Genomic DNA, 20,611 nt, shown 5'->3' with positions numbered 1-20,611 from the left:
GCTCCATGTCCCACGTTCTACGAGTATTGGGCCTTTTCTGCCTGCTGGGCCCCGTGTGCGCCGCCCAGGCCCAGACGACAGCCGATCCTTCCCTGATTGCGGCCCAGGTGCAAAAGAAAGCCTCGCCGCAGTCGGCCGCTACGCCCGCGCCCCGCGCCGATTCGCTCGTCACAACGCCCCCGGAAACGGTGCCGGCCGCGCCCATTGCCGCCGCGCCGGCCGAAGCCCCGGCGGCCCCGCTGGTCACGGTGAAGGGCCGGGTGCTGGACGAGCAGAACAAGCCAATGGCCGGGGTGGTGGTGTTTGCCAAAGACGTGGCCGCCATTGCCAGCACCAACGCCGACGGCGAATACAGCCTGGAAGTGCCCTCGGGCGTCAACACCCTGACGTTCAGCTACGCCGGCTACGAAGAGCAGCAGCTACAGGCCAGCAATTTCCTGCCGACGGCCGTGCGCCTGCTGCCCGCCGCCAACAAGAAGAAACTGGCCCGCAGCAGCCGGCACTAAGCTTCACTATGCGGCCCGCGGGCCGTTTTGGCCAAAATCCTGTTGCCTCCGGCTGTATCGGCCGGGGGCTTTTTGGCGTTAAGGGCCCAAAGTCGGCGCCAAGCAGGGGAGGTGGCCCGGGCCTACCAAGCCACAAGTGCCGTTCTTGCGTATACGACGGGCATTCGGCCCGGCTAACTACCCCGGCGCCACTCCGTTTGTTCACCTTACCCCCGTCTGGATGAAGCATTTGACCCGTTCTGTTTGCAGCCTTGCCTGCGTATTGTTGCCCTTCGTAGCGGCGGCCCAGTCGGCGGCCCCCAAGCCGGCCGCCCGTGCCAAAGCCGGTGCCGAGTCGCTGGCCGTGCTGGAGCCGGCCGCCAAAACCAAGCCGGCCGAAGTCGTGAAAAAGGCCCCGGCCGCCAAAGCCACCACCAAAGTGCTGACCGGCTACGTGCTCAACGAAGAAGGGGAGCCCCTGGCCGGTGCCACCATCATTTCCGACAAAGGCGAGGTCATCACCACCAATGCCGACGGGCAGTTCATGATTCAGTCGACGGCGGCTACGCCGGTGCTGCGAGCCAGCTACGCGGGCTACCAGGAGCTGCAACTGCCCATCAATTCGCTGCAGCCAACTACGTTTCGCCTCGACCCGATTGAGAACTACGAGCGGCAGCTGAAAAAGCAAAGCAAAGCCGCCAACAAGGCCTGGAAGCACTAAAAACCGGGTTTCGAAAAAAATAAAGCCGCTGATACTCTGGGCTTAAATGGCGTCGGGATGAAAATATTGACGCCATGCTAGCTTTCTGCCAAATAAGCCTTGTATATTTGCAGCGGCGAGTCAGAACGACCAGCTCCTGCTGAACTCCCCCAGGACCGGAAGGTAGCAAGGGTAAGTGGTTGAGCGGTGCGATTTTGGCTCGCTATTTTTTTGTCCTTTCCCCAACGCTTCCGCCCCGCCGCATTTGCCGGCAAACGGTTAGCTTTGGGGATTCTTTTTTTAACCCATTCCCGCATGAAATTCTTCATTGACACTGCCAACCTCAAGGATATTCAGGAAGCCGTTGACCTGGGCGTACTGGATGGCGTGACGACCAACCCCTCGCTGATGGCCAAGGAAGGCATCAAGGGCGTCGACAACGTAATGGCCCACTACAAGCAGATCTGCGACATCGTGGACGGCGACGTATCGGCCGAGGTAATAGCGGTGGACTTCGAAGAAATGGTGCGCGAGGGCGAAATGCTGGCCGATCTGCACCCCAGTATCGTGGTGAAGGTACCCATGACGCGCGACGGGGTGAAGGCCATCAAGCACTTCTCCGAGAAAGGCATCAAAACCAACTGCACCCTGATTTTCTCGGCCGGGCAGGCCCTGCTGGCCGCCAAAGCCGGGGCTACCTACGTGTCGCCCTTCGTGGGCCGCCTCGACGACATCGGGCACGACGGCCTGGTGCTGGTGCAGCAGATCGTGGATATTTTCAGCAACTACGGCTACCCCACCCAGGTGCTGGCCGCCTCCGTGCGCCACGTACCCCACCTGATTCAGTGCGCCGAAATCGGGGCCGACGTGGTGACCTGCCCGCTGAGCGTGATTACCGGCCTGCTCAAGCACCCGCTCACCGACAACGGCCTGGCCACCTTCCTGGCCGACCACAAGCGCGTCAATTCGTAAAATAATGTGCTGATGTGGGAAATGTGCTAATGTGGGGTGAATGTGCTAAACATCTTGCCAACCAGATGCTTGCATACTCTGATTTGCTGCCACATTAGCACATTTCCCACATCAGCACATTAGCACATTAAAAAGATGTACATCATCAAGGTAAAAGGCAAGGCCAAGATTCCGGACTACATTCAGCTGCGCGACGAGAACTTCGTGCTCATTGCCTATTTCCGGGCCGACCGGCCGCTGAAGGACCTGCACCGCTACGGGCTGGAGGGCAAGGAAACGGCGCTGGCGGCCGTCATCGAAGGCCTCACGTTTGGTAAATTGCAGAAGCTGGAGCTGGCCTGAGTACATTGAACGTCATTCCGAGCGAAGCCGAGACATCTCGCGTGCCATGGTAATCAATAGCCTTGCAACCTCAGCACGCGAGATTCCTCGGCAAGCTCGGAATGACGTTCAGGTTGGGAATGCCATTCCCAATACGCTCCAAACCCTCCTTTCCCCAAGCCCTACCCCCAGAATGCCTACTTCCTCCGCGCCGGTCATTGAGCTTCACGACGTGTACGTGATGCAGGACGTGAATACGATTCTGCAGAAAGTCTCTTTCACGCTCGACAAAGGCGAGTTTGCGTACCTGGTGGGCCGCACCGGCTCGGGGAAAAGCTCCCTGCTGAAAACCCTGTACGCCGACCTGCCCCTGGGCGGAGGCGTGGGCACCGTGGCCGGCTACGGCCTGCTCAAGCTGGGCACCGACAAAGTGCCGTATCTGCGCCGCAAGCTGGGCATCATCTTCCAGGATTTTCAGCTGCTGTTCGACCGTTCGGTAGCCGAAAACCTGTTGTTCGTGCTCAAAGCCACCGGTTGGAGCGGCAAGGCCAAGATTCAGCAGCGTATTTCGGAGGTGCTCATGCGCGTGGGCCTGGCCGGGGCGGCCAGCAAAATGCCCCACCAGCTTTCCGGCGGCGAGCAGCAGCGCGTCGTTATTGCCCGCGCCCTGCTCAACGAGCCCGTGCTGCTGCTGGCCGACGAGCCCACCGGCAACCTCGACCCCGACGTGGCCGACAGCATCATGCGGCTGTTCATGGAAATCAACAATGCGGGAACGGCCGTGCTGATGGCTACCCACAACTACCAGATTATCCGCCAGTATCCGAAGCGGATTCTCAAGTGCGAGAACGGGCAGCTGCTCGACTCGGTGCGTACGGCAGTTATGCTACCCGAATAAACACATGGTGGGGCCCGGGCTTTCGGTACTGATTCCGGTGTACAACCGCGACGTGACGCCGCTGGTGTGCACCCTGCTGGAACAGCTGCCCGACTGGGGCGGACCGGTCGAAATCGTGTGCCTCGACGATGCCTCCGCGCCGGAGTTTCAGGAGCTGAACCGGCTGCTGCGCGTGTGGCCCGCCGTGCGCTACCAGGAATTGCCCCGCAACGTGGGCCGCTCGGCCATTCGCAACCAGCTGGCCGCTAGTGCCCATTACCCCTGGCTGCTGCTGCTCGACAACGATAGTCTGCTGCCCGACGACCAGTTTCTGGCCCGCTACGCCCAGGCCCGCGCCCTGGCGCCCGTGCTGATCGGGGGCACGACCTACGACCCCGCGCCCCCGGCCGAAACCGCGCTGCGCCTGCGCTGGAAATACGGGCGGCAGCGGGAAGCGCGCCGGGCCAAAGACCGGCAGCGGGAGCCCTACGCCCAGCTCACGCTCAACAACATGCTGATTCAGGCCGAGGTGTTCCGCCGGTTTGGCCTCGATGAGCAGCTGACCCGCTACGGCCACGAGGATACCAAGTTTGGCTGGCTGCTGCGCCAGGCCCAGGTGCCCGTGCGCCACCTCGATAACCCCGTGCTCCACGACGGGCTGGAGCCGGCGGCGGTGTTTCTGGAGAAAAGCCACGAGGCCGTCCGCAACCTGGCCCTGCTGTACCGGCGCGAAAAGCTGGGGGCCGAAACCCGCCTGCTGCGCCTGGCCCTGCAAGTGCGCAAAACCAGGTTCTGCAAGTTTCTGCAGGCCGTGGTGGTACTGGTGCAGCCCGCGCTGCGCCGCAACCTGCTCTCGGCCTCGCCCAACCTGCGGAAGTTCGACCTGCTGAAGCTCTACTGGCTGTTGCAGGAGCTGGGCCGCCCCGAACCCAAAAAAGCCCGCCCGGAGTAACTCCAGGCGGGCTTTTTAGCGGGGTTTCTCCCGCTTAGTCGTTGTCGGTGTTCTTCACTTCCGACTTCACTTCCTTGTAGCCTTCCTTGGTTTTCTCGCCGACCTTCTTGGCGGCGTTGCCAATTTTCTGGCCCACGGTTTTGCCGGCTTCTTTCACGTCGGAAGCCGTGTTCGAGGCGGCCGTACCCACGGCCTGCCGCTCGTCGCGCGTTTCCATTTCCGCCTTTTGGGCCCCGCCCTCCACGGCATCGGCGCCCTGGGCTACGCGGGCCTCGGTCTTGTCATACGATTTGAAGGCGGCGTACTTGAGCTTTTCCTTGGCAATTTCCGCGCGGTCGGCGGTGCTCACGTCCTTCTTGATCTGGTCGTAACGGTCGTCCAGGGCTTTCCAGTCGGCGTTGATGTCGCGCCAGTCCTCGATGCCGTAGCGGTCCTCATTCTGCTTGATCTGGGCCGTGAAGGCCTCGTAGGTGCCGCGGATGTTGGCTGCCGTCAGCCCGCCGTATTTCCCGGCCGCCGACTCATACAGACGCGTGGTGGTGCCGCCGGCGGTAGTGCCCGTGCTGGTGCCGGCCACGCTGTTGGGGCGGTTTTTCCAGGCCATGTCGCGCTTGTCGAAGGCCGTGGTGTAGCGGGTGCGCAGCTGCTCGATTTCCTGGCGGCGCGCGTCGTCGTACTGGTCGGCGTACTGATCTACGGCGGCCACTTTTGAGTCAAACTCGCTCTTCATGGCGCTGGTTTCCTGCTCGTACTCGGCCTCGGTCTTGGCGGCGACGTTGTCGGCCTGGGTTTCGGCGGTGCTCACGAAGGTTTTGAAGTCCTCATAGGCCTGGTCGCTTTCCTGGGCTACTTCTTTCTTATCGGCCTGCGAGCAGCTGGTTTGCGTGAACGTGGTGCCCGCGAGCAGCATAAAGGCGGCCAGAGCAGATATGGAGAGGTGCTTTTTGAACATGGTGAGGAACGGTTGGTGGGAGAAGAAGAATATAGCCTGTGCTTAATACAGGCATCTGGCCCGCTTAACGCAAGCCTTCCCGTTGAGGTTACGGTCCGGGCTTTTCCGGCGGGTTTGCCCGGGGCTTCTATCTTTGGCGCCCAACCCGTTTTGCCTTTTCGCCTTGCCAACATCCCCCGCGTCCGTCCCTGCCATTTCGCTGCTCGATTTAGCGGCCCAGCACGCCCCCATTCAGGCCGAGCTGGACGCGGCCCTGCAAGCGGTGCTCCGGGAGGCGGCCTTCATTCAGGGGCCGGCGGTGGGGGAGTTTGCCCGCGAGCTGAGCCAGTTTCTGGGGCAGGCCGACGTGATTCCCTGCGGCAACGGCACCGACGCCTTACAGCTGGCCTTGATGAGCCTGCGTCTGCCCGCCGGCAGTGAGGTCATCGTGCCGGCCTTCACCTACGTGGCCACCATGGAAGCCGTGGCTATTCTGGGGCTGCGGCCCGTGTGCGCCGACGTGCTGCCCGACACCTTCGGCCTTGACCCCGCCGCCGTGGCCGCCGCCCTTACGCCCCGCACCGGGGCCATCATTGCCGTGCACCTGTTCGGTCAGTGCGCCGACTTACATGCCCTCAGCGCCGTGGCCCGGCAGCATGGCATTGCGTTAATCGAAGACAATGCCCAGGCCATCGGGGCCACGTACCGGCTGGCTGACCATGAAACCGTGTTTGCCGGCACCGTGGGCGAAGTGGGCACCACGTCCTTTTTTCCGTCGAAAAACCTGGGTGCGCTCGGCGACGGGGGCGCGCTGTTCACCCGCGACGCGGCCCGGGCCACGTTTCTGCGGCAGCTGGCCAACCACGGCCAGACCCGCAAGTACTACCACGAGCACATCGGCCTGAACTCCCGCCTCGACACGCTACAAGCCGCCGTGCTGCGCGTGAAGCTGCGCCACCTGCCCACTTGGATTACTGCCCGCCAGCAGGTGGCGGCCTTCTACGATGCGGCCCTCAGCGGCCTCGCGGGCCTGCAAGTGCCGGTGCGCGACCCGCGCAGCACCCACGTCTTTCACCAGTACACCCTCACTGTAGCGCGGCGCGACGAGCTGCAACAGCACTTGCGCGAGCAGGGCATTCCCAGCGTGGTATACTACCCGGTGCCCACGCATCTGCAGCCCGCTTACCAGTACCTGGGCTACCGGGCCGGGCAGTTTCCGGTGGCCGAAGCCCTGTGCCGCACCGTGCTGTCGTTGCCCATTCACCCCACGCTTACTTCAGCTCAGCTGGCCTACGTCGGTGAGGCCGTGGGTTACTTCTGCCGGCGCGGGGTATAACCCGGCATGGAAACCCGCCGCCCGTTCACCCGCCGCAACGTCATCAGCGCTGCTATTCTGGGCGTAGTAACCCTGAGCTACTGGCTGGTCTTCTGGTCAGTGACTTCCGAATCGCAGCACCTGCGCAGGAGCACCGATGGCGAAGCCGCCGGCCTGGTGCTGCTATTCTTGTTCTGGCCGGCTTTGTTTGCTTCTGCGTTCTTTCTGGGGGCTTTTTTTCCGGCACTGCGGCGGGGCAGCCCTCCCGTGAATTACTGGGTGCCGGTGCTGGGCCTGCTGCCCACCATTCTGCTTTTGCTGTTCTGCCTGTACGCCATCAGGTTCTAGCCAAGTGGTATATCGACTAAAACCCCGAACCGTGGCCGCAAGGCTCCAAAGCTTCGCCGCAGTCAGCTAATGCTTGGCCTCGATGGTACAAAGCCTAGCCTCGTTGCTCCAAAGCCCGGCCGCAGTCGTCCAAAGCCTGGCCTCAATCATCCAAAGCCCGGACGCAACGCTCCAACGCCTGGCCTCGCTGCTTCAAAGCCCGGTCACGATTATCCAAAGCCTCGACGCGGTAGATTAATGCCATGACGCGGCCGTTCAACGCCCGGACTCTGCCTTGCTACTCGTAGCGCCACCCGTATCCGGCTTTGGCCCGGGGGCAAAAAGCTGCGCGGCCCCGGCCGATATTCCTTAGTTTTGCCCGGCCCGCGCCGGGCCCTCTTCTCCGCAAATCCCCGCCTGTTGTCTGCTTCGTTACCCGCCGTTCGTTTTGCCATTTGCGGCGTGGGCCACATCGGCCGCCGCCACGCCACTTTCGTTCAGGCCCACGCCGCCGCCCAGCTCGTCGCCCTGATTGACGTGCGGGCCGAGCTGGCTCAGCCGCTGGCCACGGAGTTTCCCGGCGTGCCCTTTTTCACGTCCCTGGAGGAATACCTGGCCCACGGTCCCGCCGCCGACGTGCTGACCGTGGCCACGCCCAACTACCTGCACGCGCCCCAGGCCGTGGCAGGCCTGCGCCACGGCCTGCACGTGGTCATCGAAAAGCCCATTGCCCTGACCAAAACCCAGGCCGAGGACATCGTGCACACGGCCCTGCAAACCGGCCGGCTGGTGTTTGGGGTGATGCAGAACCGCTACTCGCCGCCCGCCGCCTGGCTCAAGCAGATCTACGAGCAGGGCCGCCTGGGGCAGGTGTATCTGGTTCAGATCAACTGCTTCTGGAACCGCGACGCCCGCTACTACCAGGCCGACGGCTGGAAGGGCACCCTCGCCCAGGACGGCGGCACGCTCTTCACCCAGTTCAGCCACTTCGTCGACCTGCTCTACTGGGTGTTCGGCGACATTACCAACATCACGGCCCGCTTCCGCGACTTCAACCACCAGCACGTCACCGAGTTTGAAGACAGCGGCCTGGTGACCTTCGATCTGGTGCGCGGGGGCAGTGGCACGCTGCAATACAGCACCGCCGTGTGGGACCGGAACCTGGAAAGCAGCCTGACGGTGGTGGCCGAGCACGGCAGCCTGCGCATCGGGGGGCAGTACATGGACAAGGTGGAGTACTGCCACCTGCGCGACTACCAGCTGCCCGCGCTGCCGCCCACCAACCCGGCCAACGACTACGGCCCCTACCAGGGCAGCGCCGCCAACCACGTGCAGGTCATCGACAACGTAGTCGACACGGTGCAGCAGCGGGGCGTGGCCACCACCAATGCGCTGGAAGGCCTGAAGGTGGTCGAAATCATCGAGCGGATTTATAGCCTGAAATAGCCGGGCACCCCGACAAAACCAAAGCTCCCGGTCCGGTGCCAACTGCTGCTTCATCCGAAACGAGCTGGCTACCGGACCGGGAGCTTCAGAGGTAACCCGGAAAACGCCTATTTGGCCACTTTCAGGTTGATCCAGTCGAGGATGGTTTGCTGTACCAGGGGCGAAAGCACGGGCTTGGGCTCCCCGCCCATCAGGGGCCATTCCGTGGCCGGGGGCTGAAACTGGTGATTGATACCCGGCAAGCGGCGGGCTTCCACCAGCTTGTTGCCCTTGCTCTTGAGGCCTTTCTCCAGCAACGACAGGTTGTTGACGTTGACCTGGTTGTCGTCCGTGCCGTGCAGCAGCAGGACCGGCGTCTTGACCTTGCCCAGCTCCAGCTGCGGATCAAAGTTGAGGTAGGAGCGGTACCAGCGGCCAATCAGCACGTTGGTAAGCGCCTGGATCTGGGACGCATCCATGCCGGGATTGGACTGGGTCAGCATGTTGGCCACAATCGGCTGAGCCTGGGCATTGTCCGTAGTTTGCTGAATCACGTCCAGCACCGCCCGCTGCTTCTTGGCAATAGACTCCTGCAGCTTCTTGCTTTCTTCCCGCTTGCGCATGTTGTACTGAATTTCCAGGGTCTGGATCTGGGCTGAATTAGCGCCCTTGGCCCGCAGCTGCTTGATGTTCTGCTCGAGCATCCACTGGTCGTGCAGTTGCTTTTTGACCAGCGCGGCCTGGGCCGTATCCGCTTCGCCGGCTTTCAAAAAGCCCGCGGCTTGCTGGCTGAGCACGTCCTTACCCGCCACGCCCGAAGCGGCCAGCGTCACGACGAAGGCCGGGGGCAGGGGCTGAGCCGCGGCCAGCAGCGCCACGTTGCCGCCTTCGCCGTGCCCAATCAGGCCCAGCTTACCGAAGTCAATCAGGGGCCGGGTCCGCAGAAAGTTCAAACCCAACTGCGCATCCCGCACCAGGTCGGCGGTGGTCGCCGTCGTGTAGTCGCCCTGCGACTGGCCCACGCCCCGGTCGTCGAGGCGCAGCACGGCCACCCCGTGGCGGGCCATGAAGTCGGCCAGGGCGCCAAACATCTTGAATTCCCCCTGCGTCGCGTCGCGGTCCTGGGGGCCCATGTCGCTGATCAGGACCACCCCCGGAAAAGGGCCCTCCCCGGGCGGCACGCTCAGCGTACCGCTCAAGCGGATATTGTCCTGGGTATTGATAAACGATACTTCTTCGACCCGGTAGGGCGGCGGAAACTTGAAGTTTTTCGACGGTCCCGACTTGGCCGAAAATATCAGGGTAAGCGGAGTCTGATACGTTTGGAGCTTCCAAAGGCCGGCCAACTGCTTGCCGTCGGCCGAGCGCTGGCTTGTGAAGCGGCACCCCAGTTCATCGGAGCTGAAGAACAGCGTATCGGCGCGCTGCTGCACGTTCAGAATCGCGTGGCTGATGCGCTGAGCCGGCACGTCAAGCACGGCAAAATAGCCGCCGCCCGCCAGGTCCGTAATCGTAACAACGACGGGCAGGCTGCCGCCCGGCACTGGCAGCTCCCCCTTCCACTGCCCATCCAGGGCAATTTTGGTGGCCGGAGCCGCCGCGGCCGGGGCCGGTGTGGTCGGTTGATTCTGGGCGTTAGCCCCGATCGAGAAAGTGAGCAGAAGTAGCCAGCTCCACAGCAAGCCGGCAAATTTGTTACTCATGAAAAGACAGTAAGCAGGGCCGGCACGCTCAGGAATGAGGCACCGCCCTAGTGACAATAGGAGCGCAGGCAGAGCAAAGAACTGGAAGCAGAACAGGATGGCCTTCTGACCTATAGGGCTATACCTGTGTAATATAGCCGCAAAAGTAGGGATATTACCTCAGTTTATCACTTCGGTAGCAGAACTCGGTCAATAACGTGCACTACCCCGTTGGTGCAGAGGATGTCGGGAATAGTCATGCCGGCGCTGGTGGTGCCGTTGCCTTCGCCGCGCACGGGCAGCAAGCCGCTGCTAAAGTCGCCGAAAAGCAGGTTGCCGCCGCCCAGCGTGGGTAGCGTGGCATTGGCCGGCAGTTCCGTGGTAAACTGGGTGAACTGCCCGCTCTGGCTGCCCAGCGCCACGTGACCCAGCAGCACCTTGGTCAGGGTTTCCTTGGCGTTGGGCAGCTTTTCCAGGTCCTTGGGTTCGGTGAGGGTGATGCCAAACTGCTTATAGAGGTCTTTGAACGCTTGGTCGTTGGGGGCAAACACCGTGAGTTGGGGGCTGCCTTCCGACAAAGCCTCGCGCAGGCCGCAGTACACCACGGCGTAAACCAGGTACTGCAAATCGGGCTTGACAAACACCTTGGAGGTGCTGACGGCCACGGCCGACTGCACCACGTCGGCGCCGGTGGCCAGCAGTACTTTGTCGATGACGTGGACCGTGCCGTTGGAGGCCTTCACGTCAGTGGCCACGATGCGGGAGCCATTCACGTAGCGGCTGCCGTTGCGGCTCACGATGCGGCGCACCGGGCCCAGGGCTGAGGCCGACGAGGAACCGGGCAGCAGGGCGCTGCCGGCCAGGGTGCCCCCCGTAACGTGGTAGAACAGGGTGCTGGTCAGAAAGCTCGTTTGCAGGGCCTGCAAATCGGTGGCCTGCCGCAACCCCAGGCGGGCAAAGGCCGAGTTGTCGGGCGCAAAGACGGTATAGTTGCCCTGGGGGTCGGCCGGGTTCTTGTTGGACAATATCTCAACGACGCCCCCGCGGATAGCCGCATCTTCGAGCACGCTGAAGTCGTCGTTGGCTACGGCAATGCCGGCAATGGAGGGGTCGGCCTCCGTGCTCTTGGAACAGCCGGAAAAGGTGAGAGCGGCCACAAAAAGGGCGGCGGCCAGGGAGGGTAAGGGGTAGTTCATGGGCAACAGGCGGTTAGAAAAGGGGCGAGAGTACGGGACCGTAACTGGGCATACAAACGAACGGGCTGTACCAGTGGATTTTCCGGTCCGGACCACCCAAAAAAATAATTTCCGGGCCCGGAAATCCGCCGGTGAAACCCGCCGCGTAAATCTGCGGCCCGGGAAAGCTGAACAGTATGCCAGTAGTATTGTTTTTCCGGGGCAACGCACTCTTTCCGACCTGTTTACTCCCTTTTTCTGCCTGTATGCACAAGATTTACTCGTTTTCCCTGCTGCTCGCCACTGCGCTGGCAGCAGCAGCCTCCCCCGCCCGGGCCCAGAGTTTGGTCAGCGGCTTCATGGTGGGCAAAGGCCACGGCTCGGTTTCGTTTACGGGCACGGCCGAGCAGTACAAAAGCGTATTCCTGGTGCCCGAGAAAGTCAGGGAAGTGCCGATTTTCCGGGAAATCAAGGTTTCCTCGGTGAGCGTGTACGCCAACTACGGTATCACCGACGAGATTGAGGCCGTGGTCAGCCTGCCTTACATTAAGTCGGAGGGCGAGGGGAATGGGCAGGGCTACGCCAACAGCCGCAGCGGCTTGCAGGACATTTCGGGCCTGCTCAAGTTCAAGGCCTATTCTGCCACCGTGGGCAACAGCGTGCTGGATCTGCTGGGCGTGGTGGGCGTCACGACGCCGGCCAGCAACTACCAGTCGAACAAGGGGCTGGAGTACATTATTGCCATCGGCAACCGGGCTACCAAGTTCAATACCCTGGGCATTGCCCACCTCAAAACGGCTTCGGGCGTGTTCCTGACCGGGCAGGCCGGCTACAGCCTGCGCACCAACCGGGTGCCCAACGCCTTCATTGCCGACGCCAAGGTGGGCTACGCCGGCCTGAAGCTCTATGCTGAGGCCTGGGCCTCGTTCCAGCAGTCGAGCCATAAGGGCACCGACATTCTGCAGCCCGGCTTCGACTTGTACTTCCCCGCTACCCGCGTCAACTACACCCGCGTGGGGGCCAGCGTGTTCCGGCCCATTGCCAAGGGCGTGGGCCTGGTGCTGGGAGCCAGCCAGTACGTAGCGGGCCGCAACCTGGGCAAGTCGACGGGCGTGTCGGTGGGCGTTTCCTACAACTACTAGGCTTTGCTGCTCACGCGGCGGGCAGCAAAGGCGGCGCCCGACAGCGCCGCCTTTGCTATCTTGGGCCATGAGCACTTACGAAGAGCAGGCCCGGGAAGAATTACGGCAGTGGCAGCAAAAGATGCAGCGCCCCCCGTCGTATCTGAACCGCTTTGCCCGCCGGGTGCAGATCCGGCTCAATAACCTGCTGCCCGAAAAAGTGCACCGCGTGCTTACGGCCGCCATCCGGCAGATGGTGCAGGGCGTGCTGCTGGGCTCGCGCTACACCTCCCGCCGGCCCTTGCAGGATGCCACCCTGGAGGCGCGCGAAAACGCCGTGCGCCAGCACGTGAAGCTCTACCGCACCACGGCCGCCGCTGAAGGCGCCGTGACCGGCGCGGGCGGCCTGCTGCTGGGCCTGGCCGATTTTCCCCTGCTGCTCAGCCTCAAGCTTAAGCTGCTCTTCGAAGTGGCCGCCCTCTACGGCTTCGACGCCCACGACTACACCGAGCGGCTCTACCTGCTGCACGTCTTTCAGCTGGCCTTCTCTAGCCAGCACAGCCGCAACCAGGTCTACCGCCGGCTGGCCGACTGGGACGCCTACCGCCACACGCTGCCCACCGACCCCCAGGCCTTCGACTGGCGCGCGTTTCAGCAGGAGTACCGCGACTACATCGACCTGGCCAAGCTGGCCCAGCTGGTGCCCGTCATTGGGGCGGCGGTGGGGGCGGTGGCCAACTACAAGCTGCTCGAGCAGCTCGGCGACACGGCCATGAACTGCTACCGGCTGCGGCTGGGGCTGGCCAAGCCCGCGTAGGACGCCGCCCGCCGCACGATGTTGCTCACCACGTGGGGGCCGCGGTGGCGGTACTGGTAGAAAATGCCCGAGTCCAGGGCCGTCCAGAAGCAGGCGCGCTGCCCGCTTTCTTTCAGGCCGTTATTGGCCCAGGTGTTGCAGGTAAACAGGAAGCTGTAGGTGCGCTTGGCTTCGTAGAAGGCATCATATTGGCCGTAGCTGTGGCCCCGGATGTGCTGGGGGCGGCCCTGGGCGTCGTAGTCGAAGCTGCCTTTGATGTAGTCGATCAGGCGGGCGTACTCGGCCTGGCTGATGCGGATCTTCACGCAGTCGTCGCCCTCCTGCAGGCGCTGGTGGAAGGTGACGTGCATGGCCGAGGAGCTCAAATAGAACATGGCCTTGAAGGCGGTGCTGGGCTTGAGCTCGGCCCAGGTGGGCGTGTCGAGGTAGAAGCCCTTGTCGCCCCAGCCGAAGCCCACGTAGGGCGCCGACGTATCATTAGCGGGCGTGTTCTGGAAGGGCACCAGCTCGCTCCAGTCGATGTAGCGGCTGCGCACGGGCACCACGATGTCGGTGTGCACCCCGTTGGAGAGAATGTAGATATCCACGTCTTCGGCCGGGTCCTGGTCGTGGGTGTTGACCGGGATGCGCGACAAAACAAAGGACGAAGCCGCGTATACGCCCACGATGCCCACGAGCGAGGCGGCGGCGTAGCCGGTAATCTGAAGCGTTTTTTTAAGCGTTGGATGCATCACGGGAGGAAGTTGCCAGGTCAGAGGAAAGTGCGGGGCGCGGGTGGGCCGGTGGTGGCACCTACTGCTTTTGCGGGCAATTGGTTGGGGCGCGCCGGGGGCGGCCCGGCCGTCGGGTTTGCAAATCCGGTGGGGGCGGGGCTACCTTTGTGCCATCAATTCTTTACTCCAAAGGATTGTTTTTATACAGAGGCGCTGAGAGACAGGCTCGAAGAAGCGTCGGCAACCATCCGCAACTGCCGGAACGGTGCCAATTCCTGCTCATATAAAAACAAGTTGCCGTGGACTGCTTCCCCAACCGCCCCGTTTCCTCTCTTGCTCCTGTGCGCCGCCGGGCGCGGCTGGCTGGCTGTTGTTGCTGTTGTTGAAGCGTCGGGCCCTGAGCCCCGGCGCGGCCTGAGGCCGCGCCCCATTGCCTTTTCCGTCTCTCTTTTCTGATGCCCGCGCCGGTTCCCGGCCGGCCCCGCCGTGTGCGCCTGCGTGGCTGCGCTGCGCGGGATGGGTGTCGCTTACTCTCTCGCGAAGCCGGGCTTCGCGCCATTTCCTCTTATGCTTAAAAAATCACTGGAGCTGCTCCGCGCGGAAGCAGCCGAAACGGGGGCCGGCACCCTGAAACGAAGTCTGGGCGGCTTCAGCCTGATTGCCATCGGTATCGGCGTCATCATTGGGGCGGGCTTGTTCTCGCTCACCGGCATTGCCGCCGCCAACAACGCCGGCCCGGCCGTGACCCTGTCCTTTCTCGTAGCGGCGGTGGGCTGCGCCTTCTCGGCGCTGTGCTACGCCGAGTTTGCCTCCATGGTGCCCGTGGCCGGCTCGGCCTACACCTATTCCTACGCCACGATGGGCGAGCTGTTTGCCTGGATCATCGGCTGGGATTTGATTCTGGAGTACTCGGTGGGGGCCGCCACGGTGGCCATCAGCTGGTCGCAGTACCTGGTGCGGGTGCTGGGCAAGTTCAACCTGCACATTCCGGCCCAGCTGGTGATGTCGCCCTTCGAGCAGGCCACTCTGGCCGACGGCTCGGTCATCTCGGGCCTGGTCAACGTGCCGGCCATGCTCATCGTGCTGGCCATTACGGCCATCATCGTGCGCGGCACCCAGGGCTCGGCCTGGTTCAACGCGCTGGTGGTGAGCCTCAAGGTGGCGGTGGTGCTCGTGTTCATTGCCCTGGGCTGGCAATACATCGACCCGGCCAACTATCAACCCTACATTCCGCAGAACACCGGCACGTTCGGGGAGTTCGGCTGGAGCGGCATCCTGCGCGGGGCCGGGGTGGTGTTCTTCGTCTTCATCGGCTTCGACATCGTGGCCACGATGGCCCAGGAAACCAAGAACCCGCAGCGCAACATGCCCATCGGCATCATCGGCTCGTTGCTGGTGTGCACCGTGTTGTTCGTGCTCTTCGGCCACGTCATGACCGGGCTGGCCAACTACACCGAGTTCAAGGACAGCGCCGCGCCGGTGGCCATTGCCATCGAGAAAACGCCCTACGCCTGGCTCAGCTCGGCCATCATCGTGGCCATTCTCATTGGCTACACCTCCGTGATTCTGGTTGATCTGATGGGGCAGAGCCGGGTGTTCTTCTCCATGTCGAAGGATGGGCTGCTGCCGCCGGTGTTTGCCAAGGTACACCCCACGTTCCGCACCCCGTTGCAGTCCAATCTGCTGCTGGGCGTGTTCATCAGCCTGTTTGCGGGCTTCGTGCCGATTTCGGTGGTGGGCGAAATGACCAGCATCGGCACCCTGCTCGCCTTCGTGATGGTGTGCCTGGGCGTGCTCATCATGCGCAAGAAAGAGCCCAACGCCCCCCGCGGCTTCCGCACGCCCTGGGTGCCCCTGGTCCCCATCCTGGGCATCCTGACCTGCCTGCTGATGATGGTGTCGCTGCCCCTGGATACCTGGATTCGCCTCTTCGTCTGGCTGGCTATCGGCCTGGCCATCTACTACGGCTACGGCAAGAAGCACAGCAAGCTGCGGCAGCAGCAGGCCGCAGAATAAGTATAGGCGCCGACGACCAAAAAGCCCTTGGGAAGCACCCTTCAGATCTGAAGGGTGCCTTCCAAGGGCTTTTTGGTCGTCCTTCAGATCTGAAGAGTGCTTCTCAACGGCTTAGGATAGCCTCTTCAGATCTGAAGGGTGCCTCCTAAGTGCTTAGGATAGGCTCTTCTTAAAAGAAGGATGCCTTCCAAGGGCTTAGGATAGGCTCTTCTTAAAAGAAGGACGACCACCAAGGGCTTAAGAGCCACTCTTCTTTTAAGAAGAATAGATACAAACAAAGTATTCATCGTCTGCGCGTGTGCCGATCAGCTGCTAACCAGAACGAGGTAGAGAAGCGTATTCGCGTCTCAATCGTTGAACGACTGGGCGCGTGCCGTAACAACGTCAGCAACGATTGAGACGCGAATACGCGTCTCTACCTCGTTCGATGATACCCTGGCTACTACTGTTGGGGGCGTTTCAGCAGCTTGCGCAGCAGGGGCTGGGCTTCGGGCACCAGGCCCAGCAGTAGCAGGGCCCCGCCGTAGAGGGCCGTGAGCACCGTGCCGCGCATGAGCATAGTCAGTAGCTTGGAGGGCAGGACTGGCAGCAGCCATACCAGCAGGCCCGAGGCCACGGCTACGGCCAGCACCACCGGAATGCGCCAGGTGAAGGGCTGCAACCGGTAGCTGTACCACACAAACCACGTCCGGGCCGTGTTGATGGCCACGATGGCGAAGAGCGTGGCCAGGGCCGAGCCGGTGATGCCCAGCGGCGGAATCAGCAGGCGGTTGAGCAGGATGGTGATGCCAGCCAAGGACAGGTTGAAAATCAAGTCGAAGCGGTAGCGCGGGGACGTGACGACAATCAGGCCGTTCACGCCCGTGATGCCGTCGAACAGGCGGCCGGCCAGCAGCAGCAAAACGGCCGTGGTACCGGTGGCGTACGCCGGGTTCTTGATGAGCGAGTAGATAAAATCCAGGTTGAGGCCGATGCCCAGGGCCAGGTAGCAGCCCAGAATGGTGTTGAGCCGGGTCGTGTCGCGGTAGAAGTCGGCCATGCGGGGCAGGTCCTGATCCTTCCAGTATTGGGCCAGCAAGGGGAAGGCAATCTTGTTGAGCGAGCGGGCCGGAATGGTCAGGGCGGTGCTGATGTTGTAGGCAATGCCGTAGACCCCGGCCGCCGCCAGGCTGATCTGCGCGCTGACCATCCACGAATCGATGAATCCCAGGATGCTGCCCGACAGACTGGACAGCAACGCGAAGCCGCCGAAGCGCACGATTTCGCCCACGGGCCGCACCCGCAGCGCCGCCCGCGTGGGGCGCAGGTGCAGCTCGCCGATGAAGGCCAGATAGCCCGTCAGCAGCAGGGAAATGGCCCCGTACAACCCGATGTAGGCCAGCACGAACTCGGGAAAGGCCAGCACGCCCTTGCCATAAAGCAGGGCCAGGCCGGCAATGAGCACCCGCAGCACGATATCCTGCAGAAACGACGAAAACGCGGTGTGGTAGAGGCCCTTCAGGTAGGCATCCTGCAAGGAGTAGAGCAACGTAAACAGCGCCAGCAGGCTACCCCAGGCGTAGAAGGGCCCCAGCAGGGCCGCGTCGTGGGCCTTGTACTGCGCCAGAATCAGGGGCTTGCCCAGCAGGTAGATAGCCGTACTCAGGGCAAAGCCCAGCAGGGGCAGCCCCAGCAGCAGGGGCAGAAACCCGTGGTGCCCCGCCTCCTTGTTGCGGAAGTAGGGAAAGAACCGGATGCCCACGCTGGCAAAGCCAAAGGCCGAAAACTGCGCGTAGACCGTGGCAATGGACACCAGCAGGTTGGTGAGGCCGAGCTGGGCCGGGGCCAGCAGGGCCGGCAGCACAAAGGCCGTGTTCACGAAGCCCAGCGCCAGCCCCAGATACGAAATAACCGTGTTGCGCAGCCCCTGCCGCTGAACGATACCCAAGTGGTGAATGAGTGAAGTGGTGAATGAGTGAGTTAGTGAGTTAGTGACTTAGCGAGCTTGTTGTTCGACTTGTGCAGGCTCACGCCAGCTGTGCAGTCAGGGTATCAAACCCACTAACTCACTAACTCACTAACTCACAGATGTCCCGGCCGTTGACGAAGGCGGCTTGGCGGCTGCGAAGGTACTCCATGATGGCGTGGAACTCGCGCGGGCCATTGTGCTGGTTGGCCGGGTCGAAGTTTTCGTTGTGCCAGAGCACGGTGCACACGCCCCCAAACCGCTCAATCTGCTGTAGCATCGGCGTCAGGGCCGGTAGTATCTCGTCGGGGGCCAGGCGCAGGTAGTTGGGGTGGTGGAGCGTGGCGTCCATCACGTTGAGCGGGATTTCGAGAAAGTCGTGGGGTTGACTTTGCCGGAAGTCGAACAGGTGAAAGGGCAGGCAATAGGAGTTGCGGAAGCCGTAGTGCTCGGCAAAGCCCAAGGTCGTGTCGTAGTGGAACAGCAGCGTGTCCAGCAGGACGGGCGTCAGGCGGGGTTCCCAGCCCAGGTAGTGAAACCGGATGCCTTTCACCAAGTCCCGGCCCGTGCAGCGCTGCATCCGGTGCTCTTCCCGCTTCAGGTCGCCGGTGTGTACGGCCCGCCCAATGCTGGCGTGCAGCCCGATTTCCGCGTCGCCGATGGCCGGGGCCAGCCGGGGCCACACTTTCGCTACGTCGTAGTCGGCGTTGGGGGTGCCATTCGCGCCGGGGCGGTGCTCGGGTAGGAAAAAAAACGTGCTTTGGGCTCCGTAGCCGGCCACCGTTTCGCGCACTAGCTTGAGGTTGTCCCAGGCATCGGGCCGGGTAAGGTGCTGCCACAGCTGCCGGCCGAAGCCCAGCAGGTTGCCCGCCTTCAGGGCCGCCTTGGCCGGCTGTTTCCAGGCGCTGTAGAGGTTGTCGATGTCGTGGGTGAGGAAGGCGGCGAAGGGCGCGTCATTCATCCAGCGGCGCGGGCGCACGGGCTGGCCCGTGGCGTGCTCCACGGCTGTTTTCAGCACGTCGAAGTAGTAGTTGACGACCGGCACATCCACAAACCCGTAGCGGTGCTGCACGCTGGCCGTGTAGGGGAAGCGTCCGTGCCGGTCCCGCTCGTCCGAGAAAAACTCCTGCCAGCCACTGAGCAGGTAGAAAGCCGCCGAAACCACGTCGGCATGAATAATGGCCCGCTGATTCGGCAGCAGCTCCAGCAGCGGCTTTTCGGGCGCCGCATCGAAGAAGAAGGGAATCGACTGCCCCTGCCAGTCGCGGTAGTTGGGGGCCGCAGGGTAGGGCTGGGTTTGGCCAAAGAACTCCCCGGCTCCATCCACAATCCGCACCGGCGCGTCGGAGTAGCTGATGCGGACGGTGGGTGCCGCCGGGAAAGCCATGTGGAAGTGCCGCAGCACGTAAGCCAAGCGGGTTTCGGCGGAAATGGGCGGAATAGCGGGCAACGGTGGCAACATAGCGGGGGTAAGGTAACTCTCGTTCTGCTTACGATTCTCGCAGAAGGGCACAGTGGTTTCGCGGAAGGCGCGGAGGCGTTCAGGCGTCGAGCCACTCGCTCAGCAGGCGCACGGCTCTTTCTTGGCTGTGGCCTTCGTCGGGGGTGCCCAGGGTGGCGTTGTAGTAAGCGGCGCGCTGGTAGAGGTCGGCGGGCTTGTGCTGCTGGTAGCGGCGCAGCAGCGCGGCCAGCGCGGGCAGGGTGTCGGCCCGCTCGGAGAGGCCGTGGGCCACGTAGCCGTAGTAGTCGTCGGCCACGCCGTGGGTGCCGAAGCGGTAATACAGGCTGGCCACGTTCAGCAGCACGGCTTCGAGGTGGGTGCTGGTGTCGGCGGCCAGCAGCGCGTCCTGCTCGCCCAGAAAGTCGAACACGTTTTGCTGGCGGGCATCGGAAAATTGCAGCTGCGGGTACTGCCGGGCCAAAAAACTGAAGTCGCGCCGGTCGCCGGGGTGGGGGCGCAGGGTGAAGGTCAGCATCGGGAACTCCGGCAGCAGGTAAGCCAGGGCCGTCGTCAGGGCCGCCGTTTCATCGAGCGTGTTGATGGCAATGCCCACGCGCCGCACGGCGGGCTGCTGGTTTTTGCGGGCCAGAAAGGCGTCGGCCTTGGGCATGCCCACCAGCTCGACCCGGCCCCGCACCGGTCCGCACTGCCGGTACTTGTCCAGCGCATCCTGGCCCTCGAGCAAACTCAGGTCGAAGCCCAGGGGCGGGAAGTTGGTGCTCACGCTGGCGTGCTGCACGTAGGCCGTGGGCACGCCGCAGGCGCGGGCGGCCAGCAGCAGGGCCCGGGCGTCGTCGTTGTGGTCGTTGGCCAGCACGATGGCGCGGGGCCGGTAGTGGCGCAGGGCCCGCACGTAGACCTCGTAGTAGCCAATGGCATTGAAAACCAGGTCGAAAAAGCGCCAGGCGCGGGAACCCTCGGTCTGGCGCAGCTCCCATAGTACCAGCGGAAACTGCCAGTAGTAGAGCAGCTTGCGCCGCAGCGAAAGGCGGTTCACGGCCCCGTTGTAGCGCCCGATTTCCTTGCTCTGGCCCGCCACCAGCACGCTGTCGGGCCGGGCCCGGCGGATAAACTCCAGCGCCTCGTAATTATTCTGACTGACCACGTAGAGCCACACCACGCCCCGCAGCTGCTCGGGGTTCCGGATGGGCCGGAACACGTTGCCCACCAGCCGCAGCGCCGCGTAGCCCAGTACTTTCAGCAGGCGGCGGAAGGCGCTGGGCGGGGAAATGTTGGCCAGCACTCGTGCCGGAAGGGAGGCAAACAGCGCAGTGAATCGAAGCTGCAGAATATCACGGGTGCGCGCCACCACCGGCGCCAGCAATGCCATAGCTGC

General features: G+C 63.1%; 19 protein-coding genes, 1 other RNA gene and 1 riboswitch. Of the genes, 13 read left to right on the top strand and 7 right to left on the bottom strand.

The genetic code is table 11. From position 1 onward, the window contains the following. Positions 1-5: 5 nt before the first annotated feature. The 7 genes from E5K00_RS06610 (at position 6) to E5K00_RS06580 (ending at position 4,307) form a co-directional block, all read left to right on the top strand. Positions 6-506, top strand: a complete 501-nt coding sequence (locus E5K00_RS06610; protein ID WP_135462447.1) for a carboxypeptidase-like regulatory domain-containing protein — start codon at positions 6-8, stop codon at positions 504-506. Positions 507-768: 262 nt separating this feature from the next. Then, entirely contained in the window at positions 769-1,206 is a 438-nt protein-coding gene (locus E5K00_RS06605; protein WP_167856774.1) for a carboxypeptidase-like regulatory domain-containing protein, read from the top strand. A 112-nt stretch (positions 1,207-1,318) separates the two neighbouring features. Continuing rightward, an RNA gene (ffs, locus tag E5K00_RS06600) (signal recognition particle sRNA small type) lies at positions 1,319-1,415 on the top strand. An 85-nt stretch (positions 1,416-1,500) separates the two neighbouring features. After that, positions 1,501-2,157 carry a fructose-6-phosphate aldolase gene (gene fsa / locus E5K00_RS06595; RefSeq protein WP_135462445.1) on the top strand — a complete coding sequence of 219 codons (657 nt, stop codon included), beginning with the start codon at positions 1,501-1,503 and terminating at the stop codon, positions 2,155-2,157. 135 nt (positions 2,158-2,292) lie between these two features. Beyond that, positions 2,293-2,499: a fructose-6-phosphate aldolase gene (locus tag E5K00_RS06590; protein ID WP_135462444.1), complete on the top strand. Its 207-nt coding sequence runs from the start codon at positions 2,293-2,295 to the stop codon at positions 2,497-2,499. Positions 2,500-2,671: 172 nt separating this feature from the next. Then, entirely contained in the window at positions 2,672-3,376 is a 705-nt protein-coding gene (locus E5K00_RS06585) for a cell division ATP-binding protein FtsE (RefSeq protein WP_135462443.1), read from the top strand. Positions 3,377-3,380: 4 nt separating this feature from the next. Next, the gene (locus E5K00_RS06580) at positions 3,381-4,307 is read left to right on the top strand and encodes a glycosyltransferase family 2 protein (RefSeq protein ID WP_135462442.1); all 927 of its coding nucleotides are present in this window, start codon (positions 3,381-3,383) and stop codon (positions 4,305-4,307) included. Between the two features lie 34 nt (positions 4,308-4,341). Here E5K00_RS06580 and E5K00_RS06575 read toward each other — a convergent pair whose 3' ends face one another. Continuing rightward, positions 4,342-5,259: a hypothetical protein gene (locus tag E5K00_RS06575; protein WP_135462441.1), complete on the bottom strand. Its 918-nt coding sequence runs from the start codon at positions 5,257-5,259 to the stop codon at positions 4,342-4,344. A gap of 163 nt (positions 5,260-5,422) precedes the next feature. Here E5K00_RS06575 and E5K00_RS06570 point away from each other — a divergent pair, with 163 nt between their 5' ends. The 3 genes from E5K00_RS06570 (at position 5,423) to E5K00_RS06560 (ending at position 8,326) form a co-directional block, all read left to right on the top strand. Further along, positions 5,423-6,574 (top strand): DegT/DnrJ/EryC1/StrS family aminotransferase, encoded by a 1,152-nt coding sequence (locus E5K00_RS06570; protein ID WP_245328226.1) that lies wholly within the window; start codon positions 5,423-5,425, stop codon positions 6,572-6,574. Positions 6,575-6,580: 6 nt separating this feature from the next. Then, a complete protein-coding gene (locus E5K00_RS06565; protein WP_135462440.1) occupies positions 6,581-6,901 on the top strand; it encodes a hypothetical protein in 321 nt (106 codons plus the stop codon). A gap of 399 nt (positions 6,902-7,300) precedes the next feature. After that, entirely contained in the window at positions 7,301-8,326 is a 1,026-nt protein-coding gene (locus E5K00_RS06560) for a Gfo/Idh/MocA family protein (protein WP_135462439.1), read from the top strand. A gap of 107 nt (positions 8,327-8,433) precedes the next feature. On the opposite strand, the gene E5K00_RS06555 is transcribed toward E5K00_RS06560, so the two are convergent. Together E5K00_RS06555 and E5K00_RS06550 are read right to left on the bottom strand one after the other, a co-directional pair. Next, positions 8,434-10,008, bottom strand: a complete 1,575-nt coding sequence (locus E5K00_RS06555; protein WP_135462438.1) for an alpha/beta hydrolase family protein — start codon at positions 10,006-10,008, stop codon at positions 8,434-8,436. A gap of 167 nt (positions 10,009-10,175) precedes the next feature. Further along, entirely contained in the window at positions 10,176-11,183 is a 1,008-nt protein-coding gene (locus E5K00_RS06550; RefSeq protein WP_135462437.1) for a fasciclin domain-containing protein, read from the bottom strand. Between the two features lie 245 nt (positions 11,184-11,428). Here E5K00_RS06550 and E5K00_RS06545 point away from each other — a divergent pair, with 245 nt between their 5' ends. Then, positions 11,429-12,304 carry a hypothetical protein gene (locus E5K00_RS06545; protein ID WP_135462436.1) on the top strand — a complete coding sequence of 292 codons (876 nt, stop codon included), beginning with the start codon at positions 11,429-11,431 and terminating at the stop codon, positions 12,302-12,304. A gap of 67 nt (positions 12,305-12,371) precedes the next feature. After that, positions 12,372-13,100, top strand: coding sequence for an EcsC family protein (locus tag E5K00_RS06540; RefSeq protein ID WP_135462435.1), 729 nt, complete (start codon positions 12,372-12,374; stop codon positions 13,098-13,100). Here E5K00_RS06540 and E5K00_RS06535 read toward each other — a convergent pair. After that, complete coding sequence (locus E5K00_RS06535; RefSeq protein ID WP_135462434.1) at positions 13,064-13,831, bottom strand: TIGR02117 family protein; 768 nt, start codon at positions 13,829-13,831, stop codon at positions 13,064-13,066. The two genes, E5K00_RS06540 and E5K00_RS06535, sit on opposite strands and share 37 nt — an antisense overlap. 179 nt (positions 13,832-14,010) lie before the next feature. After that, positions 14,011-14,103: riboswitch (SAM riboswitch) on the top strand. Positions 14,104-14,380: 277 nt separating this feature from the next. Here E5K00_RS06535 and E5K00_RS06530 point away from each other — a divergent pair. Then, positions 14,381-15,829: an amino acid permease gene (locus E5K00_RS06530; RefSeq protein WP_135462433.1), complete on the top strand. Its 1,449-nt coding sequence runs from the start codon at positions 14,381-14,383 to the stop codon at positions 15,827-15,829. Between the two features lie 442 nt (positions 15,830-16,271). Here E5K00_RS06530 and E5K00_RS06525 read toward each other — a convergent pair whose 3' ends face one another. The 3 genes from E5K00_RS06525 to E5K00_RS06515 all read right to left on the bottom strand — a co-directional run bounded on the left by E5K00_RS06525 (position 16,272) and on the right by E5K00_RS06515 (position 20,605). Next, entirely contained in the window at positions 16,272-17,756 is a 1,485-nt protein-coding gene (locus E5K00_RS06525) for a lipopolysaccharide biosynthesis protein (protein WP_135462432.1), read from the bottom strand. A gap of 121 nt (positions 17,757-17,877) precedes the next feature. Next, positions 17,878-19,236: a DUF7033 domain-containing protein gene (locus tag E5K00_RS06520; RefSeq protein ID WP_135462431.1), complete on the bottom strand. Its 1,359-nt coding sequence runs from the start codon at positions 19,234-19,236 to the stop codon at positions 17,878-17,880. A gap of 79 nt (positions 19,237-19,315) precedes the next feature. Next, positions 19,316-20,605 (bottom strand): glycosyltransferase family protein, encoded by a 1,290-nt coding sequence (locus E5K00_RS06515; RefSeq protein WP_135462430.1) that lies wholly within the window; start codon positions 20,603-20,605, stop codon positions 19,316-19,318. Positions 20,606-20,611: the final 6 nt, after the last annotated feature.

The organism is Hymenobacter aquaticus (assembly GCF_004765605.1).
Classification (GTDB): Bacteria; Bacteroidota; Bacteroidia; order Cytophagales; family Hymenobacteraceae; genus Hymenobacter; species Hymenobacter aquaticus.
Note: the sequence above shows the minus strand (reverse complement) of the source record. Positions and strands in the feature narration are given on the sequence as shown.